The sequence below is a fragment of the Sphingomonas sp. Leaf208 genome (genome assembly GCF_001421415.1).
Classification (GTDB): Bacteria; Pseudomonadota; Alphaproteobacteria; order Sphingomonadales; family Sphingomonadaceae; genus Sphingomonas.
In genome coordinates this window covers 201,387-218,733 of sequence record NZ_LMKH01000001.1, presented here as the reverse complement: position 1 = coordinate 218,733, position 17,347 = coordinate 201,387, and the positions used below count along the sequence as shown (strand labels likewise).

General features: G+C 65.9%; 15 protein-coding genes and 2 pseudogenes. 13 read left to right on the top strand and 4 right to left on the bottom strand.

Annotation, left to right across the window (positions count from 1 at the left end; genetic code table 11):
• Window positions 1–18 precede the first annotated feature (18 nt).
• The 6 genes and pseudogenes from ASE69_RS00845 to ASE69_RS00820 all read left to right on the top strand — a co-directional run bounded on the left by ASE69_RS00845 (window position 19) and on the right by ASE69_RS00820 (window position 7,226).
• The gene (locus tag ASE69_RS00845; RefSeq protein ID WP_235517889.1) at window positions 19–402 is read left to right on the top strand and encodes a DUF2946 family protein; all 384 of its coding nucleotides are present in this window, start codon (window positions 19–21) and stop codon (window positions 400–402) included.
• A gap of 24 nt (window positions 403–426) precedes the next feature.
• Window positions 427–1,092 (top strand): annotated as a pseudogene (locus tag ASE69_RS00840) (PepSY-associated TM helix domain-containing protein); the annotation flags it as partial.
• Window positions 1,093–1,108: 16 nt separating this feature from the next.
• Window positions 1,109–1,414, top strand: a pseudogene (locus ASE69_RS00835) (PepSY domain-containing protein); the annotation flags it as partial.
• Between the two features lie 549 nt (window positions 1,415–1,963).
• Window positions 1,964–3,646 (top strand): ShlB/FhaC/HecB family hemolysin secretion/activation protein, encoded by a 1,683-nt coding sequence (locus ASE69_RS00830; protein ID WP_056481599.1) that lies wholly within the window; start codon window positions 1,964–1,966, stop codon window positions 3,644–3,646.
• A gap of 57 nt (window positions 3,647–3,703) precedes the next feature.
• Window positions 3,704–6,511, top strand: a complete 2,808-nt coding sequence (locus ASE69_RS00825; protein WP_056481595.1) for a filamentous hemagglutinin N-terminal domain-containing protein — start codon at window positions 3,704–3,706, stop codon at window positions 6,509–6,511.
• Between the two features lies 1 nt (window position 6,512).
• Window positions 6,513–7,226 carry a L,D-transpeptidase gene (locus ASE69_RS00820; RefSeq protein ID WP_235517881.1) on the top strand — a complete coding sequence of 238 codons (714 nt, stop codon included), beginning with the start codon at window positions 6,513–6,515 and terminating at the stop codon, window positions 7,224–7,226.
• Between the two features lie 141 nt (window positions 7,227–7,367).
• Here ASE69_RS00820 and ASE69_RS00815 read toward each other — a convergent pair whose 3' ends face one another.
• The gene (locus ASE69_RS00815) at window positions 7,368–8,084 is read right to left on the bottom strand and encodes a prolyl hydroxylase family protein (protein ID WP_056481592.1); all 717 of its coding nucleotides are present in this window, start codon (window positions 8,082–8,084) and stop codon (window positions 7,368–7,370) included.
• Between the two features lie 273 nt (window positions 8,085–8,357).
• Here ASE69_RS00815 and ASE69_RS23170 point away from each other — a divergent pair, with 273 nt between their 5' ends.
• The 3 genes from ASE69_RS23170 to ASE69_RS00805 all read left to right on the top strand — a co-directional run bounded on the left by ASE69_RS23170 (window position 8,358) and on the right by ASE69_RS00805 (window position 11,378).
• On the top strand, window positions 8,358–8,489 hold the full coding sequence (locus tag ASE69_RS23170) for a hypothetical protein (RefSeq protein WP_268795396.1): 132 nt from the start codon (window positions 8,358–8,360) through the stop codon (window positions 8,487–8,489).
• Between the two features lie 93 nt (window positions 8,490–8,582).
• Entirely contained in the window at window positions 8,583–9,026 is a 444-nt protein-coding gene (locus tag ASE69_RS00810; protein WP_056481589.1) for a hypothetical protein, read from the top strand.
• A gap of 183 nt (window positions 9,027–9,209) precedes the next feature.
• Window positions 9,210–11,378 (top strand): histidine kinase dimerization/phosphoacceptor domain -containing protein, encoded by a 2,169-nt coding sequence (locus tag ASE69_RS00805; RefSeq protein ID WP_056481586.1) that lies wholly within the window; start codon window positions 9,210–9,212, stop codon window positions 11,376–11,378.
• Between the two features lie 4 nt (window positions 11,379–11,382).
• On the opposite strand, the gene ASE69_RS00800 is transcribed toward ASE69_RS00805, so the two are convergent.
• Window positions 11,383–12,300, bottom strand: coding sequence for a hypothetical protein (locus ASE69_RS00800; protein ID WP_056481583.1), 918 nt, complete (start codon window positions 12,298–12,300; stop codon window positions 11,383–11,385).
• Between the two features lie 91 nt (window positions 12,301–12,391).
• The gene (locus ASE69_RS00795) at window positions 12,392–13,597 is read right to left on the bottom strand and encodes an MFS transporter (protein ID WP_056481580.1); all 1,206 of its coding nucleotides are present in this window, start codon (window positions 13,595–13,597) and stop codon (window positions 12,392–12,394) included.
• Between the two features lie 100 nt (window positions 13,598–13,697).
• Between ASE69_RS00795 and ASE69_RS00790 the strand changes: the two genes are divergently transcribed.
• From ASE69_RS00790 to ASE69_RS00780, 3 genes are all read left to right on the top strand, one after another.
• On the top strand, window positions 13,698–14,606 hold the full coding sequence (locus ASE69_RS00790) for a LysR family transcriptional regulator (protein ID WP_056481577.1): 909 nt from the start codon (window positions 13,698–13,700) through the stop codon (window positions 14,604–14,606).
• Between the two features lie 69 nt (window positions 14,607–14,675).
• On the top strand, window positions 14,676–15,449 hold the full coding sequence (locus ASE69_RS00785; RefSeq protein ID WP_056481574.1) for an SDR family NAD(P)-dependent oxidoreductase: 774 nt from the start codon (window positions 14,676–14,678) through the stop codon (window positions 15,447–15,449).
• Window positions 15,449–16,345: a glycosidase gene (locus ASE69_RS00780; RefSeq protein ID WP_056482905.1), complete on the top strand. Its 897-nt coding sequence runs from the start codon at window positions 15,449–15,451 to the stop codon at window positions 16,343–16,345. Before ASE69_RS00785 ends, ASE69_RS00780 begins: the two co-directional genes overlap by 1 nt.
• Before the next feature lie 47 nt (window positions 16,346–16,392).
• Here ASE69_RS00780 and ASE69_RS00775 read toward each other — a convergent pair whose 3' ends face one another.
• On the bottom strand, window positions 16,393–16,614 hold the full coding sequence (locus ASE69_RS00775) for a hypothetical protein (RefSeq protein ID WP_056481571.1): 222 nt from the start codon (window positions 16,612–16,614) through the stop codon (window positions 16,393–16,395).
• A 232-nt stretch (window positions 16,615–16,846) separates the two neighbouring features.
• Between ASE69_RS00775 and ASE69_RS00770 the strand changes: the two genes are divergently transcribed.
• Complete coding sequence (locus ASE69_RS00770; RefSeq protein ID WP_235517878.1) at window positions 16,847–17,344, top strand: DUF2141 domain-containing protein; 498 nt, start codon at window positions 16,847–16,849, stop codon at window positions 17,342–17,344.
• Window positions 17,345–17,347 lie beyond the last annotated feature (3 nt).

Here is a 17,347-nt window from a genome sequence, read left to right as displayed (position 1 = left end):
CTGGACCATCGCCAGCTGGTGGCGTGGGTGCTTGCGTGCGCGCTGGTGATGAAAATCCTGGTGCCCGCCGGGTTCATGCCGGTCGTCTCCGGGGGGCGCGTGACGATCGAGATATGCGGCGGCATCGCGCCCGCGCAGACGGTGATGGCACCGATTATGGCGATAACGATGACGGGCATGGCGCATCATTCGGGCAAGTCCGATCATCAGGAGCGGGAGATGCCCTGCGCGTTTTCCGGCCTGACCGCGCCGTCGCTGGCAGCGGTCGATCCGGTGCCGCTGGCGATCGCCATCGCGTTCATCGTCGGCCTCGTCCGCCACGTGAGAACCGCGGTACCGATCGCCGCGCAACCCTATCTTCGGCCACCCTTGCGAGGCCCCCCGCCCTTCCCCGCCGCGTGATTCGTCGGTCTTCGGACTGCGCGCGAAACGCACGGATCGCTGATGCTCGGCACGGTCGGCGATCGGATCGTCGAGCTTGCCGCCTGCTGGGCGCTCGTCCTGATCGTCACCGGACTGTATCTGTGGTGGCCGCGCGGGCGTGGTGGGCTCGGCGGTATCCTCTATCCCAGGCTCGGCGCGAGGGGGCGCCTGTTCTGGCGCGACCTGCACGCGGTGATCGGCGTCTGGTCCGTCGCGTTCATCGCATTCCTGTTGCTCACCGGTCTCCCCTGGGCCGGGATCCAGGGCGACCTGCTCAACCGCGGTACGGCGGCGCTCGGCATCGGTTACCCGGCATCGAACCGCACGCACAATGCCCCGGCGAGCGTGCCGATGAAGACCGCGCTCGGCGAAGCACCGTGGACGATGGAACTCGCGCCGATGCCGACATCAACCGCAGCCTCCGAGCATGCCGGTCATGCTGGCCACGAGATGACCATGGCGGTCCGCGACGATGCGGCAGTGGCCGGGATCGACCGGATCGCAACCTCCGTGACGCGCGATCATCACGTCGCGGGTGCGTATCGCCTGTTCCTGCCGAGCGGACCGACCGGCGTCTATACCGCCTACACCTATCCCGATCACCCGCAGGGGCAGCGTACGCTGTATTTCGATCGCTGGACCGGCGGGCTGATCCGCGAGGTCGGCTAACCCTGATTATGGCTGGGTAGCGAAGGCGATCGAGCTCGGCGTCCAGCTGCACATGGGCAATAACTTTGGGCTGGCGAACCAACTCGTGATGCTGACGACGTGCATCGCGATCGTGTTGCTCGTGATCAGCGGCGTCATGATGTGGTGGAAACGCCGCCCGACGGGCCGCCTTGCCACGCCAGCGCGCGTCTCCCCAACGAGGATCAAGGGAGCGGTCGCCATCCTGATTCTCGCCGGGGTACTATTCCCGATCCTGGGAATGTCGGTGATCGCGATCTTCCTGATCGACCGCTTGGTATTGCTCGCGGCGGTGAGGCGATAGCGGAACGATCGAGGATAGCTGCGGCGCGCTATGGCGCCACGGCCACGAAACAGTCGGTGGCGGGCGTACCGTGCCCCCGCGTGCGAGAGATGCTGGTCATGACACCGGCGCTGTGGGATCCTAACCACTTTCAGCAACAGCATACCGCTGCCGACCATCCCGACCGACAGTATCCCCCTGCTCTTTACGTCAACGTCATCTACACGCTCACGTAACAAGCCCCGGTCACGCCGACGATTGCTACTCTACTGCAATAGTTGTAAATTAATAATCAATTAATCATACATTCGGCTTGTAATTGATCTTAGTAACATACATAGATCAAGTATGGTGGAATAGGCCAAGCGTTGCGAACGTCGCGACGGACCGTTTCAGCCCCATGATGCCTGTTTGCATACAGATTCTTGAGAACCGATCATAATCGGGCTCCAGTGTCTTCGAAGGCTTCGTCCTTGCTTCGGACGCTCTCCCCACATTCATTGAACATGGCTCCCGCTGCTGCGGATGGGAGACCCGTGCCTTCCATCCGCGGTGACTTTCGAGGTGTTCATGTACAAGTCGACCCTTTGGGCGGCCGCGCTTGCGGCTGTGAGCCCGGCTGCCTTGCTGATTTCGACGCAATCGGCGCAGGCGCAGGTTCCCGTCGGGGCCGGTGGACAGCTCCAGCAGATCCCGCCCGTACCGCTGAACGAGACGCCCGCGCCCGATTTCGGGTTCGAGCGCAAGACGCCCGTCGTCGTTGCCGCCACGGGTGGCCCGAAGACGCGCGTCCGGTCGCTGCGCGTGACCGGGGCGACGCTGTTCCCGGAGGCCGACCTGATCGCCGCATCACAATTCACGCCGAACAGTGAGCTCGACCTGTCCGACCTGAAGACGCTCGCCGCACGGATCACCGCCTATTACACCAGTCGCGGCTATTTCGTCGCGAACGCCTACCTGCCCGCACAGGACGTACGGAGCGGCGCCGTTACGATTGCCGTCATCGAGGGACGCTTCGGCGCGGTCGGCGTTAAGAACGAGTCACGACTTTCCGACAGCGTCGCGAACGGCATCCTTGCCGGGCTCGACGTTGGCGATCCGGTCGCGGTCGCACCGCTCGAACGCCGCCTGCTGATGCTGTCGGACCTGCCCGGCGTGCGCGTATCCTCTACGCTGAGCCCCGGCACCGCGGTCGGCACGTCGGACTTGCTGGTCGCGATCACCCCAGGCCAGAGCATCACCGGCAGCGTCGAGGCCGACAATGCCGGCAACCGCTACACCGGCGCCTACCGCGTCGGCGGCGTGGTCAACTGGAACAACCCGACGGGCTCGGGCGACGTGCTGAGCCTGCGCGCGCTGACCTCGTTCTCCGGGCTCGCCTATGGTCGCGCGTCGTACCAGGCGCCGATCGGCCAGGTCACACTCGGCGTCGCGTTCGCGCATCTCGAATACTCGCTGGGCAAGGAATTCGACAGCCTCGACGGCAGCGGCAATGCCGACGTCGCGAGCGTCTATGCCAGCTATCCGCTGATCCGGTCGCGCGACAACAATTTGTACGTGACGCTTGGCGGCGACGTGAAGTGGTTCGAGGACAAGATCGGCATCGTCGACGTCACCACTTTCCGCCGCGCGCAGGTCGTCACCGCGGGACTTAGCGGCGATGAGCACGACACGCTTCTGGGTGGCGGCTGGAGCGCGTATTCGCTCAGCTATTCGGTCGGCAATCTCGACATCCGCGGCGCCTATGAGCGTTCGGTCGACGCGCTGACCGCACGCACCGGCGGCAGCTACGGGAAGGTCCAGTTCAGCTTCGCGCGATTGCAGACGATCGCCGGCCCGCTGTCGCTGTTCGCCTCCGCCCGCGGGCAGATCGCGTTCAGCAACCTCGACATCTCCGAGAAGATGGAGCTGGGCGGCGCCTATGCGGTGCGCGCCTATCCGGAGGGCGAGGCGTACGGCGACCAGGGCTACGTCGCCACCGCCGAGGCGCGGCTGGCCTTGCCGCAGGTCGTGCCGGGTGCGCTCCAGCTGTTCGGCTTCGTCGACGTCGGTGAGGTCGATTACGTCAAGCACCCGTATTTCGACGGATCGAACCACGCGAAGCGTAGCGCGTACGGTGCCGGGCTGAGCTGGGCGGGCCCCTACGGGATCGCCGCCAAGGCGACCTATGCGCGGAAACTCGGCGATGCCGATGCGACGTCGGCCCCCGACAAGTCGGGCCGCGCCTGGTTCCAGGTCTCGAAGACATTCTGAGCGCACCAGCACCCCCCGAAATTCAGCGGCCATCGGCCGCCACCGAGGATACCGCACATGACCCCCATCCCTTCGTCGATCAGAAATACCAGTCGCCCAGCTCCCACCGTCACGCGCACCAAGCGCGGCGGCTTGTTCGGCACGACCGGCCTCGCGCGGTTTGCCTGGCTGATCGGGTTCAGCCTCGCCGGCACGGTGGCGGCGCGCCCGGTCGAGGCGCAGACGCTGCCGACCGGTGGCGAAGTCGTCGCGGGCCAGGCGAGCATCGCGACCGGCACGAAGTCGCTGACCGTGACACAGACTAGCGACCGCGCGGCGATCAACTGGCAGTCCTTCTCGATCGGCACGGGCAAGAGCGTCGTCTTCGAGCAGCCTACCAGCAGCTCCGTCGCGCTGAACCGCGTGCTCGGCGCGGACCCTTCGGTGATCCTCGGCAACCTGTCCGCGAAAGGGAAGGTGTTCCTGGTCAACGCGAACGGCATCCTGTTCGGCCAGACCGCCAACGTCAACGTCGGCGGCCTGGTGGCCTCGACGCTGAATATTTCCGACGCCGATTTCCTCGCGGGCAAGAACAGTTTCGCAGGGACAAGCGGTGCGAGCGTTCAGAACGACGGCACGATCACCGCGAAGAATGGCTATGTCGCGTTGCTCGGCGCGAACGTCGGTAACGGCGGCACGATCAAGGCGAACTTCGGCACCGTCGTGCTGGCGGGCGGCGAAGCGATCACGCTCGACGTCGCGGGTGACGGGCTGCTCAACGTCGCGGTCGACAAGGGTGCGGTCGGCGCGCTGGTCCGCAACGGCGGGCTGATCCGCGCCGACGGCGGCAAGGTCGTGATGACCGCGCAAGGGGCCGGCGACCTGCTCCACACCGCGGTCAACAACACCGGCATCGTCGAGGCGCGTACGTTGCAGAACCGCGGCGGCACGATCCTGCTGCTCGGCGACATGAAGACCGGTACGGTCAGCCTCGCCGGCACGCTCGACGCCAGCGCGCCGGTCGGCGGCAATGGCGGCTTCATCGAGACGTCGGCGGCGACCGTCAACGTTGCGGACAGCGCCAAGGTCTCGACCTTCGCGCGGTCCGGCGCGACGGGCATGTGGCTGATCGATCCGCAGGATTACGTGATCGGCGCAGGCGGCAATATCTCTGGCTCGACGCTGTCGGCGCAGCTTGTCACGACCAGCATCACGATCAGCACGATCCCCGCGGCGGGCGACACGACCACCGGCAATGGCGACATCTTCGTCAACGACGCGGTAGCTTGGACCGCGTCGGGCGTGCCGACCACGCTGACGATGAACGCGTTTCGCGACGTCAACATCAACGCGCCGATCACCGCGACCAACGGCAACATTGTCGCCTGCTGTGGCCGCGACGTGAACGTCAACGCGGACCTGACCACGACCAACGGCAGCATCCTGCTCAACGCCGGGCGCAACGTGCAGGTGTTCCACGCGATCACGACAACCGACGGCAACATCGCCTTGTGCGCAGGGCATGACGTGATGATCGACGCCGCGGTGACGCTGACCCGCGGCACGACGATCCCCGCGCAGAGCCTCGGCCTGCCGGTAGGCCTCACGCTGATCGCAGGGTCAGACGGCACTGGCCCCGGCGTCAACGGTGGCACTATCGTGTTCTCCGCGCTGTCGCCGCCGACCACGGTCACCGCGGCGCCGGTGTCGATCAACTACAACCCGGTCTCGTACACCACGCCGACCGACTTCTCGACCGAGTTCGTCCTGACCGAGGGCGCGGCGATCACGCAGCGGATGCTGCTGTTCCCGACCGCGCAGAAGGTCGCCGACGGCACCAATGCGGCGGTCTTGAGCGGGTTCAACACCAACGGCACCTCCGGCACGCCGACCGGCGTATCGCTGGTCGCCGGCCCGAACGCGACCGCGACGTTCGACAGCACCGGCGAAGGCACGGGCATCGGCGTCAGCTTCAGCGGCTACACGCTGACCGGCGCGAACGCGGATCAATATGCGCTGGCGAGCTCGTGCTGCGTCGCCGGGTTCCGGACGACGGGGACGATTACGGCTGCTCCGGCACCCGCACCGGCACCGGCACCAGCACCAGCGCCTGCTCCGGCACCAGCTCCGGCACCAGCGCCCGCCCCGGCTCCAGCACCGGCGCCCGCTCCAGCACCAGCGCCTGCTCCGGCACCAGCTCCAGCTCCGGCACCAGCGCCCGCCCCGGCTCCAGCACCGGCGCCCGCTCCAGCACCAGCGCCCGCTCCGGCACCAGCGCCTGCCCCGGCACCAGCGCCTGCTCCGGCACCAGCGCCCGCTCCAGCACCGGCGCCTGCTCCGGCACCAGCGCCTGCTCCGGCACCAGCGCCTGCTCCGGCACCAGCCCCGGCACCAGCGCCAGCGCCAGCCCCGGCACCAGCGCCCGCCCCTGCACCAGCGCCTGCGCCTGCCCCTGCACCAGCGCCTGCCCCAGCGCCTGCTCCGGCTCCAGCGCCTGCTCCGGCTCCGGCTCCGGCTCCGGCTCCGGCTCCGGCTCCGGCTCCGGCTCCGGCTCCGGCTCCGGCTCCGGCTCCGGCACCTCCACCAGTATCCACGCCGTCGCCAACCCCGACGCCGCCCCTTACTCCTGTTCCGAACCTGCCCAATGCTACGAGGCCGTTTCTGGAGGTTCCGCCGGTGACGGTGCGCGTACCGACGCCGCCGACGATCGAGGTGGTCGAGGGTGGCGTGACGTATCCGACGCCAGAACGGCCCGGCACCGTGATCGTAGAAACGCCCGAAACGCCGCAGGTCGTGCAACCGGTCGTCGAACGCCCGTTCGTGCAGCCTACGCCGCCCAACACGCCAGCCGTGCCCAATTATCCGCGGAAGCAGGCGCGTCATTGACATGATCGGGACCGTGCGGCGTCGCGTCTCGGCGCCCGCTCGCTGGTTTTCGCGCTGGCAGGCACTGCTAGGCTGGGGCATCGTTGCAAGCGGCGCGGCGGCACCGGGCATCGCGGCGTCCCCCGCGCCGGCTGCTATTGTCGCGACCGCGGCGCCGGACGATGCCGGCCGGTTCGGCGGCGTGGCAACGTCCGACGACGTGCGCGACACGGTGAACTGGGTGTCGACGTCGCACGACAATCACGCGCTGCCGTTCGTCGTGATCGACAAGGTGAATGCGGTCGTGCTCGCGTTCGATGGCAGCGGCAATTTACGCGGGCGGGCACCGGCGTTGCTCGGGATGGCGCGCGGCGACGCCAGCGTGCCGGGTATCGGCCAGCGCAAGCTAGCGACGATTACGCCCGCGGAGCGCACCACGCCGGCCGGTCGCTTCCAGGCCTCGCTCGGGCGCGATTTCGAACAGGATATCCTGTGGATCGACTATGATGCCGCGCTGTCGCTGCACCGTGTGATCAAAGGGCGCCGCGTCGACGATCGCGCCGGACGGCTCGCATCGGCGACGCCGAGCGATAACCGGATCTCGTATGGCTGCGTCAACGTGCCGCCGGGATTTTACGACGATGTGGTGAAGCCGTTGTTCACCGGCACCGTCGGAATCGTCTATATTCTGCCAGAAACGAAACCGCTCCGGACCGTGTTCGCCGTGCCAAACTGACGCCTGATCCTCCCCCGCCAGGGGGAGGTGGCTGGCGCTTGCCAGACGGAGGGGGAGGACACGGAACGGGCCTGATCGTGCCCTCCCCCTCCGTCGCCTTCGGCGCCACCTCCCCCTTGCGGGGGAGGATCAAACGTTACGTCACTGGCACCAAGGCCGTTCGCGGTACCATTTCGTCAGGACGTACTTCACGCCTTGCTCGACCGGCATGCCTTGGTGAAGCGACCCCAGGTTCGGCGCGCCATACTCGTCCATGTTGTTCCAGATCACCAGATTGCCCGCTTTCGGCGCGATCATCACCCCCGCAGTCGGATAGTTCGTCCGCCCCCCTGCCTCGGGTTCGTTGAGGAAGGTCATCGCCGACCAAGTCCGCTGGCCGCCCATCGTCACCTGATCCAGCCAATAAGGCTGTTCGGTATCGAAAAAGTCGTGATGCGGCTTGAACTCCTGCCCAACGGCGTAACGCTGCCCTTGCAACGCCTCGCCGTAGCGCGGCTCGAGTCCCGTCAGCAGGTCGAGCTTGCTCTCGACCACGGTCACGGGCGCCGGTCCGGGATAGAGGTAGCACGTCTCGCTGGTGCGGTGCGGGGACACCGGGGCATCGCCCACGACCGGCGAGGGCACGCGATTGGCCTCGATGAGCGCGATCACCGCGGCGCATTCGTCGAGCGTGAGAAAATCGCGAACGATATAAAGCTCCATGCCGTTCGCCGGCATGCGGACCACGCCGGGATAGCAAAGGATCCGATCGCGCACCTGCTCGGCAGAGTTCGCCCTGCCGAGCGCTTCGCTTTGACCATCGCGACGATCGGTGGATCGTGCGTACGAATTGGCGCCCAGGCTTTCAATATTAGTCATAAAGTCCGCAATACTCACAAGAATCACGATATGGATTATGACTTGGATCTATAAAGCAGGTTAAGTTTCGTACAACGTGCATCCTTATCAGATAACCGACGTTTATCCTGTACGACCAACATAGGTTAGGCCGGTTGCGCGACTACATCGCGAACCGCAGCCCTCATGGATGCGCATAAGTCGCACCTACCGAAGAGTTCGGGAACATCCCCCGCTCCGCTGCCGGCGTGAGCCCTGGGTGACGCGATTGAACGACATCGGCGGAGACTATTCATGAACCCGAGATTTCTCGTGGGCGCTGGACTTTGGTCCGGCGGGCACACCACCCTGGCGGTCGCGACCGAAGCGCAGAACCAGCGCATCCCCCAGCGGATCAAGGACCGGCAGACCGAACGCTTTCGGTAGGCGCTCGCGGGTCGCGCGCCGGACGCTCGACCCACCAACGCTTCCCCAAATCTGCTCTTGCTCGTCCTCGCGCCTCGCGGGGCCAGGATAGTCATGTTCAAAAATCTTCTCGCCGGCGCCGCCGCGGCATTGCTCGCAGTCATCCCGCAACCCTCGGCCGCGCAGACGGTGGTATTGCCGGGCGCGCTCCTGCTCGCCGGCTACCGTGCGACCTGCGGACCGGTCGATACGATGATCCAGCCGATCAACGACATCGCCGCCGCGTACAAGGGCCGCATCATCCTCCACCCGCGTGTCCTCGACCTGCCGCGCGCACAGCAACTCTTCTGGTACACGCACGAATGCGCGCACCAGATCTTCGGTCCGGGTGAGGCCGCCGCGGATTGCTGGGCGGTACAACAGGGCAAGATCCAGGGCTGGCTCACCCGAGACGAACTGTCGAAGCTGGGCGGAACGATGCGCTATTATCCAGGTGATGCGACGCACACCGACGGCGCAGCGCGGGTCGTGGCAATGGACGCTTGCTTCGCACGATAGTCCAGCGATCCCAGCGTATAATGGAAACTCAAGACTGTGGCGCTAGTTCGGTATCGATAACGCAATAACTACTTCCGGCTGATCCAGGTCGTTGACAAGATCGAACCGACGGCTTCTGTATCGTTAGCGTAACGATACGGCTCATCGCGGTGTCGGATCGCCTCCGTCTGGATTGCACCCGCCATGCCTGGTTCCCTGCCCGAGGCGATAGACGGCGGTGCACGGTCGCACGGCCCGGACGTTTCCGCCTGCGACCGCGAACCGATCCACCGGCCAGGATCGATCCAGCCGCACGGCCTCGTCCTCGTCGCCGACGCCTGCACGTTCAAGATCATGGCGGGCGCGGGCGACATCGAAAAATTGCTGGCTCCGCATTGGCTCGGCGCGAACCTCGACGAGTTGCTCGGCCAACCTGTCTCCGCGCAACTCGCGGCCAAGCCCAACGCCAGCACGGTCGTGCTCGCGCGGATCGTCGGCACCGAAACGCCGTTCGACGCGATTGCGCACCGCGTGTCGAACACCATCGTCGTCGAACTCGAGCCCGCCCCCCTAGCGATGCCGTCCCCGATCGACGTTCTGGTGGAGATGGAGGAAGCCGCGGCAACGTTCGAACAGGCGTTCGGCCTGCGCGAACTGTGCGAACGCGCCGCGAGAACGTTTCGCCAGTTGACCGGGTTCGACCGGGTGATGCTGTACCGCTTTCTCGACGATGACGCCGGGGTCGTCCTGGCCGAGGACCGCGATCCCGCGCTCGGCAGTTTCCTCAATCAGCATTTCCCGGCGTCCGACATCCCGAAACAGGCACGCGCGCTGTACGTTCGGAACCGCGTCCGCATCATCCCCGACATAGCCTATGAACCCGCATTGCTCCGTCCAGCCGGTTCGACGCCGCTCGACATGAGCGATCTCGCGCTGCGCAGCGTATCGCCGATCCACCTGCAATATCTCGCCAACATGGGCGTCGCGGCGTCGGCGTCGGTGTCGATCGTCCGCGACGGTGCGCTGTGGGGCCTTGTCGCCTGCCACCATCCGACACCGAAGTTCCTGCCACTGCATGTCCGCATGGCCTGCCGTGCGCTCGCCGGGAGCCTTGCCCGCCAGATCCGCGCGAAGGAGGATGCCGAGCTTTACCGCGAGCGCATTCGCCTCCGTACCGCGGAGGACGCGGTCGTGCTTCGGCTCGGCAGCGACATCTCGCTCGCCGGCTTCTTCGCGACTGCGGGCGACGACATGTGCCGGATGCTGGGCGCCGACAGTTTCGCGGCGGTTCGCGGGACCGAGTTGTTCGTCGCCGGCCGCTCGCCGCGGCACGACGACATCCGCGCGGTCGCCGCTCATGTGATCGATCTCGGCCGGGCGCTGCCCTTCTCGACGGATCGCCTGTCGGAACAACTGCCCGCCGCCACCGGTTTCCAGGATCTCGCCAGCGGCGTTCTCGCGGTGACGATGTCGACCGACGAGCCGACGATCCTGATCTGGTTTCGTGCCGAGCAGATCGAGGTGATGAACTGGGCCGGCAACCCGCACAAGGATCTGGGCGTCGATCCTCACATCCCGTTGACACCCCGCGCGTCGTTCGAAAGCTGGAGCGAGGCGGTTCGCGGCCGATCAGTTCCGTGGACCTTGTTCGAGATCGAGGCCGCTGGCCGGTTGAAGCGGACGATGTTCGACGCCCGCCAGAACCGTCGCCTGTTCGAGGTGAACCGTGAGCTGACCGCGACGATCGCCGACAATGAGAGCCTGTTGCTGCAGAAGGACTATCTCATCAAGGAGGTCCATCACCGCGTCCAGAACAGCCTGCAACTCGTCTCCGCGTTTCTCGGCCTTCAGGCGCGAGCGGTCGGCGACGACGTCCTGACCGCGCATCTGGCGGAGGCGCAGCGACGGCTCTCTGCTGTCGCGATGGTCCACCGCCGACTGCATTCCGACGAGCACGTCCAGGCGGTCGATCTGGCGCGGTACATCGGCGACCTCTGCACGGAGATCAAATCGACGATGGACAAGTCATGGGGCGGCCAGATCGAGCTGGAGCTCGCGCCGATCCTGATCTCCACCGATCGTGCGGTCAGCGTCGGGCTGATCCTGACCGAGCTGGTGATCAACGCCAACAAATATGCCTATGCGGGCGCGTCGGGACCGATCACGATCGCGCTAGAACAGCATCGCAACCGCTTCCGGTTGATCGTCGCCGACCGCGGTCGGGGCAAGGCGAGTTCCGGGACCGGGTTCGGGTCCCGGATGCTCACGTCCATGGTCGCGCGGCTGTCCGGCACGATCGAGGAGGCCGACAACGATCCCGGCCTCCGCGTCACCATCGGCGCGCCGATCGCCGACGACCTCCCGCACGCCTGATCCGCTACTCGGTCGAGCCCGTATGCATCAGGTGACGCACGTCGTCGGCGACCTGATTGTTGGCGCCGAGCCGTTCGATCAACTGCGCCTGACGGCTGCCCCGCAGGCCTGCCGTCGTCAGTTGCTTGTCGCGGACATAGGTGTAGACGCCGCTCACTGCGAACGCCTGGACATGCGCGATGTTCGCTTTTTGCGCAGCCTGCGTCCCGACGAAAATGTCAGACTCGAAGAATGCGCGGCGTGCGAGCGGGCTCTCGAATGCCAATTCGATCACCGCGATCAGTGTACGCTCGGCCGGCACGAGATGATCGACGTTGGGTGCAGGCGGCGCGGGCTCGGCATTGTCGTAGCGGTCCGGCAAGTGCAGCCGCAGTTTCAGCACCGCAGGGTCAGCGGCAAGCGTCCGGGCAAACTCGGTCATGAACGTACCAAACGCGTCCGCATCGTCGGTTGCCGCGCCGAAATGGACGTGGATACGGTCGAAGCCGTCGTCGCCGTTGGGGATCGGATCCGCGATCCGGTCGACCAGCGTGCTTGATCCGCTCGGCAGCGCATAGGCGACGGTGGCGGCGAACATGTTCTGTTCGTCGGCGAACAGGATGTGGCTCGCGGCGTTGAAGACGTCCTGATCCGCCTTCGAGGCGAAGCCGATCTCGACCCCGCCATCGAGTTCATAGTCCGCAAACGGTGCGATACCGTCGATCGCCGGCCAGAGATGCGCGTCCTGCTCGCGGCTCAGGTGGTTCTGGACGTACCAGCCGAGCCCCGGAATGCGCGAACACAGCGGGCCATGAACGTCGCGCCAATAGGTCGCGAAAACGTCGTGCGGCACGCGGGGACGGCGCAATACCGTCGTGTAGCTGTTGATGACGATGCTGGCATCGCGCTGTGCATAGTCGGTCGTGGTCGAGGCTTTGGGCATGACTGGGTTCCTGATGACGGAAGGGTCGAACGCGCGAAGATAGAATGCAGGGTCCGTGCGGGTGCGTAAATTCCCGCACGAAACCAGATCGTTACGCGATGCTTTGGGTCTTCAGCCGGTCGACTACCGGCGTGACAAGCACCGCGAGTATGGCGATCGCGGCGGCGACATAGCCGACCGCGCCGAGCCCGAGATGCTGGATCACCGAGCCGCCGATGATCGCACCGAGACCGATGCCGGCATTGGCCATCGACACGTTGAGCGTCCCGGCCAGTGCCTGCGCGTGGCTCGCCGACTGCATCACGCGGACCTGGCAGATCGGGTAGAGCGCGGTGTTGGCAATGCCCCAGACGGCCAACGCTACCGCGAGCCAGGCATGCGATCCCGCGACCAACGTCGTTGCCGCCATGCCGACTGCCAGCACCAGCGCCGTGATCGCCGTCACCAGCAACGGCCCGCGACCGACGAACTGTCCGCCGAGCCAGTTGCCCGCAAGACCGACGATGCCGAAGCCCATCAGCCACCAGCCCACCTGCCCCGCCGGGATATGCGCGATCTGCTCCAGCGTGTCGGCGAGATAGGTATAGGCTGTGAACATCGCGGTGAAGACGATCACCGACAGCACGACGTTGCCGAGGAAATACGGGTCCTTCAGGATGCGCGCCTGTTCGGCCAGCTTGACGCGCGCGGGGCGGGCCAGCGTCGGCATCACGACGAGCAACAGCACCGCCATCAGCAGCGACAGTCCCGACAATCCCCAGAACGTCCCGCGCCAGCCGAATGCGGTCGATGCGAGCGTACCGAGCGGAATGCCGAGCACCATCGCGCCGGAAATACCGAGATAGACGTTGGCGACGGCCTTGCCTGCCTTCTCAGGCCCCGCGAGTTCGCCCGCAGTTTCGCTCGCCGTGCCCCAGAACACCGGCAGCGCCAGGGCCGGTAGGAACCGCGCGACGCCCAGCACCCAGATGTCCGGCGCGGCCGCGGCGAGAGCGTTGGCGCCTGCGAAGATCACGAGAATCACGACGAACAGCTTTTTGCGCTCGAAATGCGACAGCATCGCGGTCAGGAACGGCCCGGCGAGCATCACGGTGAACGCGAACAGCGTCACGAGCTGCCCCGCGACGGTGATCGAGATGCCGAGGTCGCGCGACAGGCTCGGGAGCAGGCCGACGATGATGAATTCGGTCGTGACGATCACGAAGGCGGAGATCGCCAGCAGCAGCACGGCAAGGCCATGCCCGGCGGATTTTGCACCGGGCGGCGCGGCAGCGATGGGACGAACGGGGGACGACATTGGCAAACTCCTGTAGCTTCCGTCTCTACGCGCGACGAAAAGCGACGTCCTGCGGCATTTTTTCGCGTATGGCGGGACAATAATTCCAGAATGGACCCGCATGATCCCCTCCGAACGCCTCAAGGGCATCGAAGCTTTTGTCTGTACCGCCGACGCCGGCAGCTTCACCGCGGCCGGCGTGCGGATGAACCTGACCAACTCGGCGATCAGCAAGAGCGTCGCCAGGCTGGAGGCGCGGCTGGGTAGCCGGTTGTTCGAACGGACCACCCGTCGCCTGACGCTGACCGACGTCGGTGCTGCCTTCTACGAGACCTGCGTCCGCGTGCTCGAGGATCTCGCCGACGCCGAAGCCGTGCTCGCGGCGCACCGATCGGAGATCGTCGGCCGGCTGAAGGTCGACGTGCCGATCGCGTTCGGGCGGATGCAGGCGATGCCGCTGTTGCTCGCCTTCGCCGAACGCCATCCGAATTTACGCCCGAGCATCACCTTCACCGATCGGAAGATCGACATCGTCGAGGAGGGCATCGACGTCGCGATCCGGATCGGCGCGTCGGAGCCCTGGCCGGACAATCTCGGCCATCGCTATCTCGGCAGCGAGCGCGTCATAATCTGCGCCGCTCCGACCTATCTCGCGCGGCGTGGGACACCGGCATCCGCGGACGATCTCGCACGGTTCGACTGCATCCTGTACGGTCGCGGCGACGGCAGCACGATCAAGTGGCGCTTTACCGACGGCGCTGGTGGCATCGACGAGCGCGCGATGGATGGCCGGATCATCCTCGGCAGCGCGGAGGCCCAGGTCGGAGCGGTCAAGGCCGGTTTCGGTATCGCGCAACTCGCGACCTGGTTGATCGAGGACGAACTCGCGCGTGGCGACCTGGTCGAGGTCCTTCCCGAACTGGCGACGGCGGGGCTTCCCCTGCATCTGGTGTGGCCCCGGCGACGTCAACTGAGCCCGAAGGTTGATGCGCTGCTCGATGCATTGACCAGCGGACTTCGGATTGCATGACGAAGAGGTGAAAAGCGCGTCATCCCGCCATTTCCTGCAACTCGGGGTGGCATCGCCTGTTGGGGAAGGATGACCATCTTCAACGATCAAATCGCCATCGTTACCGGCGGTGAATCCGGCATCGGCGCCGCTTGCGCCAAGGCGCTCGGCGAGGCCGGCGCGCGCGTTGTCATCACCTATTTCAAGGACGCGGCGGCGGCGCAGGCGATATGCGCGGCGATCGGCGGCACCGACCGTGCCATCGCCGTCCAGGCCGACGTCGGCGACGAAACCGCGATCGAACACCTGTTCGCACAGGCGGAAGCGGCGTTCGGCACGGTCACACTGCTCGTCAACTCCGCGGGCCTCAACATGAGTGGCGTGATGCTGGTGGACATGGAACTGGCGCAGTTCGACCGGGTCATCCGCTCCGACCTCTACGGCCCGTTCCTGACCTGCCGCCGCATGGTCCGCGCACTCGAAGCCAAGGATACCAAGGGCCGTATCGTCAACATCTCGTCGATCCACGAACGCGCGCCGCGACCCGGCGGCGTCGATTATGACTCCGCTAAGGGCGGCCTGTCGCAACTGACGGCGACGCTGGCGCTCGAACTCGCGCCGAAGGGCATCGCGGTCAACGGTGTCGCACCGGGCATGATCCTGACGCCGATGAACCAGTCCGCGCTCGATCATCCGGGCGAACTCGCCGCCAAGGAGGCCGCGATCCCCTGGAAGCGCGCCGGACGGCCCGACGAGGTGGCGTCGCTGGTGACGTTCCTGCTCTCGCCCGCCGCGGACTATATCACCGGCACGACGGTGACGATCGACGGCGCGCTGTCGCTGACCGTTGCACAGGGCGCGTGATGGTCACCTACGCGGTCGAGCAACTCGACACCGTCGCGATCTCGGCCAATTCGGTGATCGACGGCATGGACCTGATGAGCCCGTTCGTCTGGAAGGAAGGCGACCTGTACCGGATCTTGGTCCGCGGCGTTCCCCATCCGCTCGGACCGCAGGACCCGACGGGGATCATCGCCCGCGGCGAAAGTCGCGACGGCCTGTCGTTCACGATGGATCCGGGGCTTGCGATCACCCCCGGCCCCGGCGCGGAGGACATGGGCGGATGCGAGGACCCGACCGTGCTGGTGACGCCCGATCACGAATACCTGATCTACTACACCGGCGTCGATGCGGACCGTTCGCAAGGCTGCATGATCCTCGCTGCCGGCCGCGACCTGACGGCGCTGGTCAAGGAGGATCTGGTCCTCAAGGCGCCGCCGGGCGAGGGCAACATCAAGGAAGCCACGCTGGTGCAGACGAGTGCTGGCGACTGGCGGCTGTTCTACGAATACGCCGCGGATGGCGCGTCGCGGATCGGCATGGCGAACGGACCCACTGCGAAGGGCCCATGGACCGTGCTGCCCGATCCGTTCGGTATCCGTGAGGATAGCTGGGACAATTGGCACCTGTCGACCGGGCCGATCTGGCAGGCGGAGGGCGCCGACCCGGTAATGTTCTACAACGGCGCGACGCATGACGCACGGTGGCGGATTGGCTGGATCAGCTTTAGTCCCGATCTCTCGCGGGTCACGGGGCGCGGGTTGGAACCGATGCTCGTGCCGCCACCCGCGCTAAGCCGCGAAGCGACAGATATCGCGTTCGCCGCGTCCACCGCCGCGAAGGGCGACCGTATCGCACTCTATTATTCGCTTGAGGACCGCATGCTCCGGCGCGCGTTGATCGCACGCTATAGCCGCTGACCACAGAGAAAAGTCGTGGGCGGCATACCGTCCGCGACCCTTGATCATCAGCCGTGCGCGCGGGCGGCGGCTTTCTGTGCGCGCGCCTGCTTGGCGTAGTGATGATGCGCAACGACGCATCCGATGGCGGCACCGGCAACCGCGTGTCCCTTGCCGACGAAATGCCCACCAACGCCGCCGGCCGCCGCGCCGCGGATGCAGCCCTTCGCCAGTACGGGCGACGCCGTCATGGCGAGGAGCGGAAGAGCGAGCAGGGTAATGAAGCGCATGGCGGTATCCTTGAAAGCACTGCATGAAGACCTGAAATACCGACCAAGCCGCCACCGTGTTCCGTGAGAAATTCGTCATGTTCGACATGCGCGAGGTTCTCTCTGACGATACGAACTGTCCGCCATAAGATATTGAAAATGCGGTAGTCCTGTAACGAGCGGTGCGTCCACCGATCCGGGTACGACGCGCTAACGTTGCATCCCGATCCGAAAGAGCCGAAAGCCACGAACCATGATTGCCCTCTATATCGCGGCGTTGTCGATGACGCCCAACGCCGGTTTGAAACCGATCGGTCCCGATGCTGAGAAATGCATGGCGGGTAGCACCCATCCGGCGATGCTGGTCGTTGTCGAAGGGTTCAAGGCGAGAACCGGAACCGTTCGTGTCCGCACGTTCGGGGGATCGCCCTCGACCTATTTCGACAAGAAAAAGACTCTGTTGCGCACCGAAGTTCCGACGCCGCGCGAAGGCCGGGTCGCGATCTGCATGCCGGTCGATCGGCCGGGCGTCTATGCAGTCGACGTACGCCACGACATCAACGCGAACGACAAGACCGACCGCAGTGACGGCGGCGGGGCGTCGGGCAACCCGCACGTCACGCTGTTCGACATGCTGTTCTCGCGCAAACCCGATCCGAAGATCGTACAGGTGCGTGTCGGATCGGGTACGACGGTCGTGCCGGTCACCCTCACCTACCTGCAAGGCGGATCGTTGCAGCCGATCCGCTGAGCG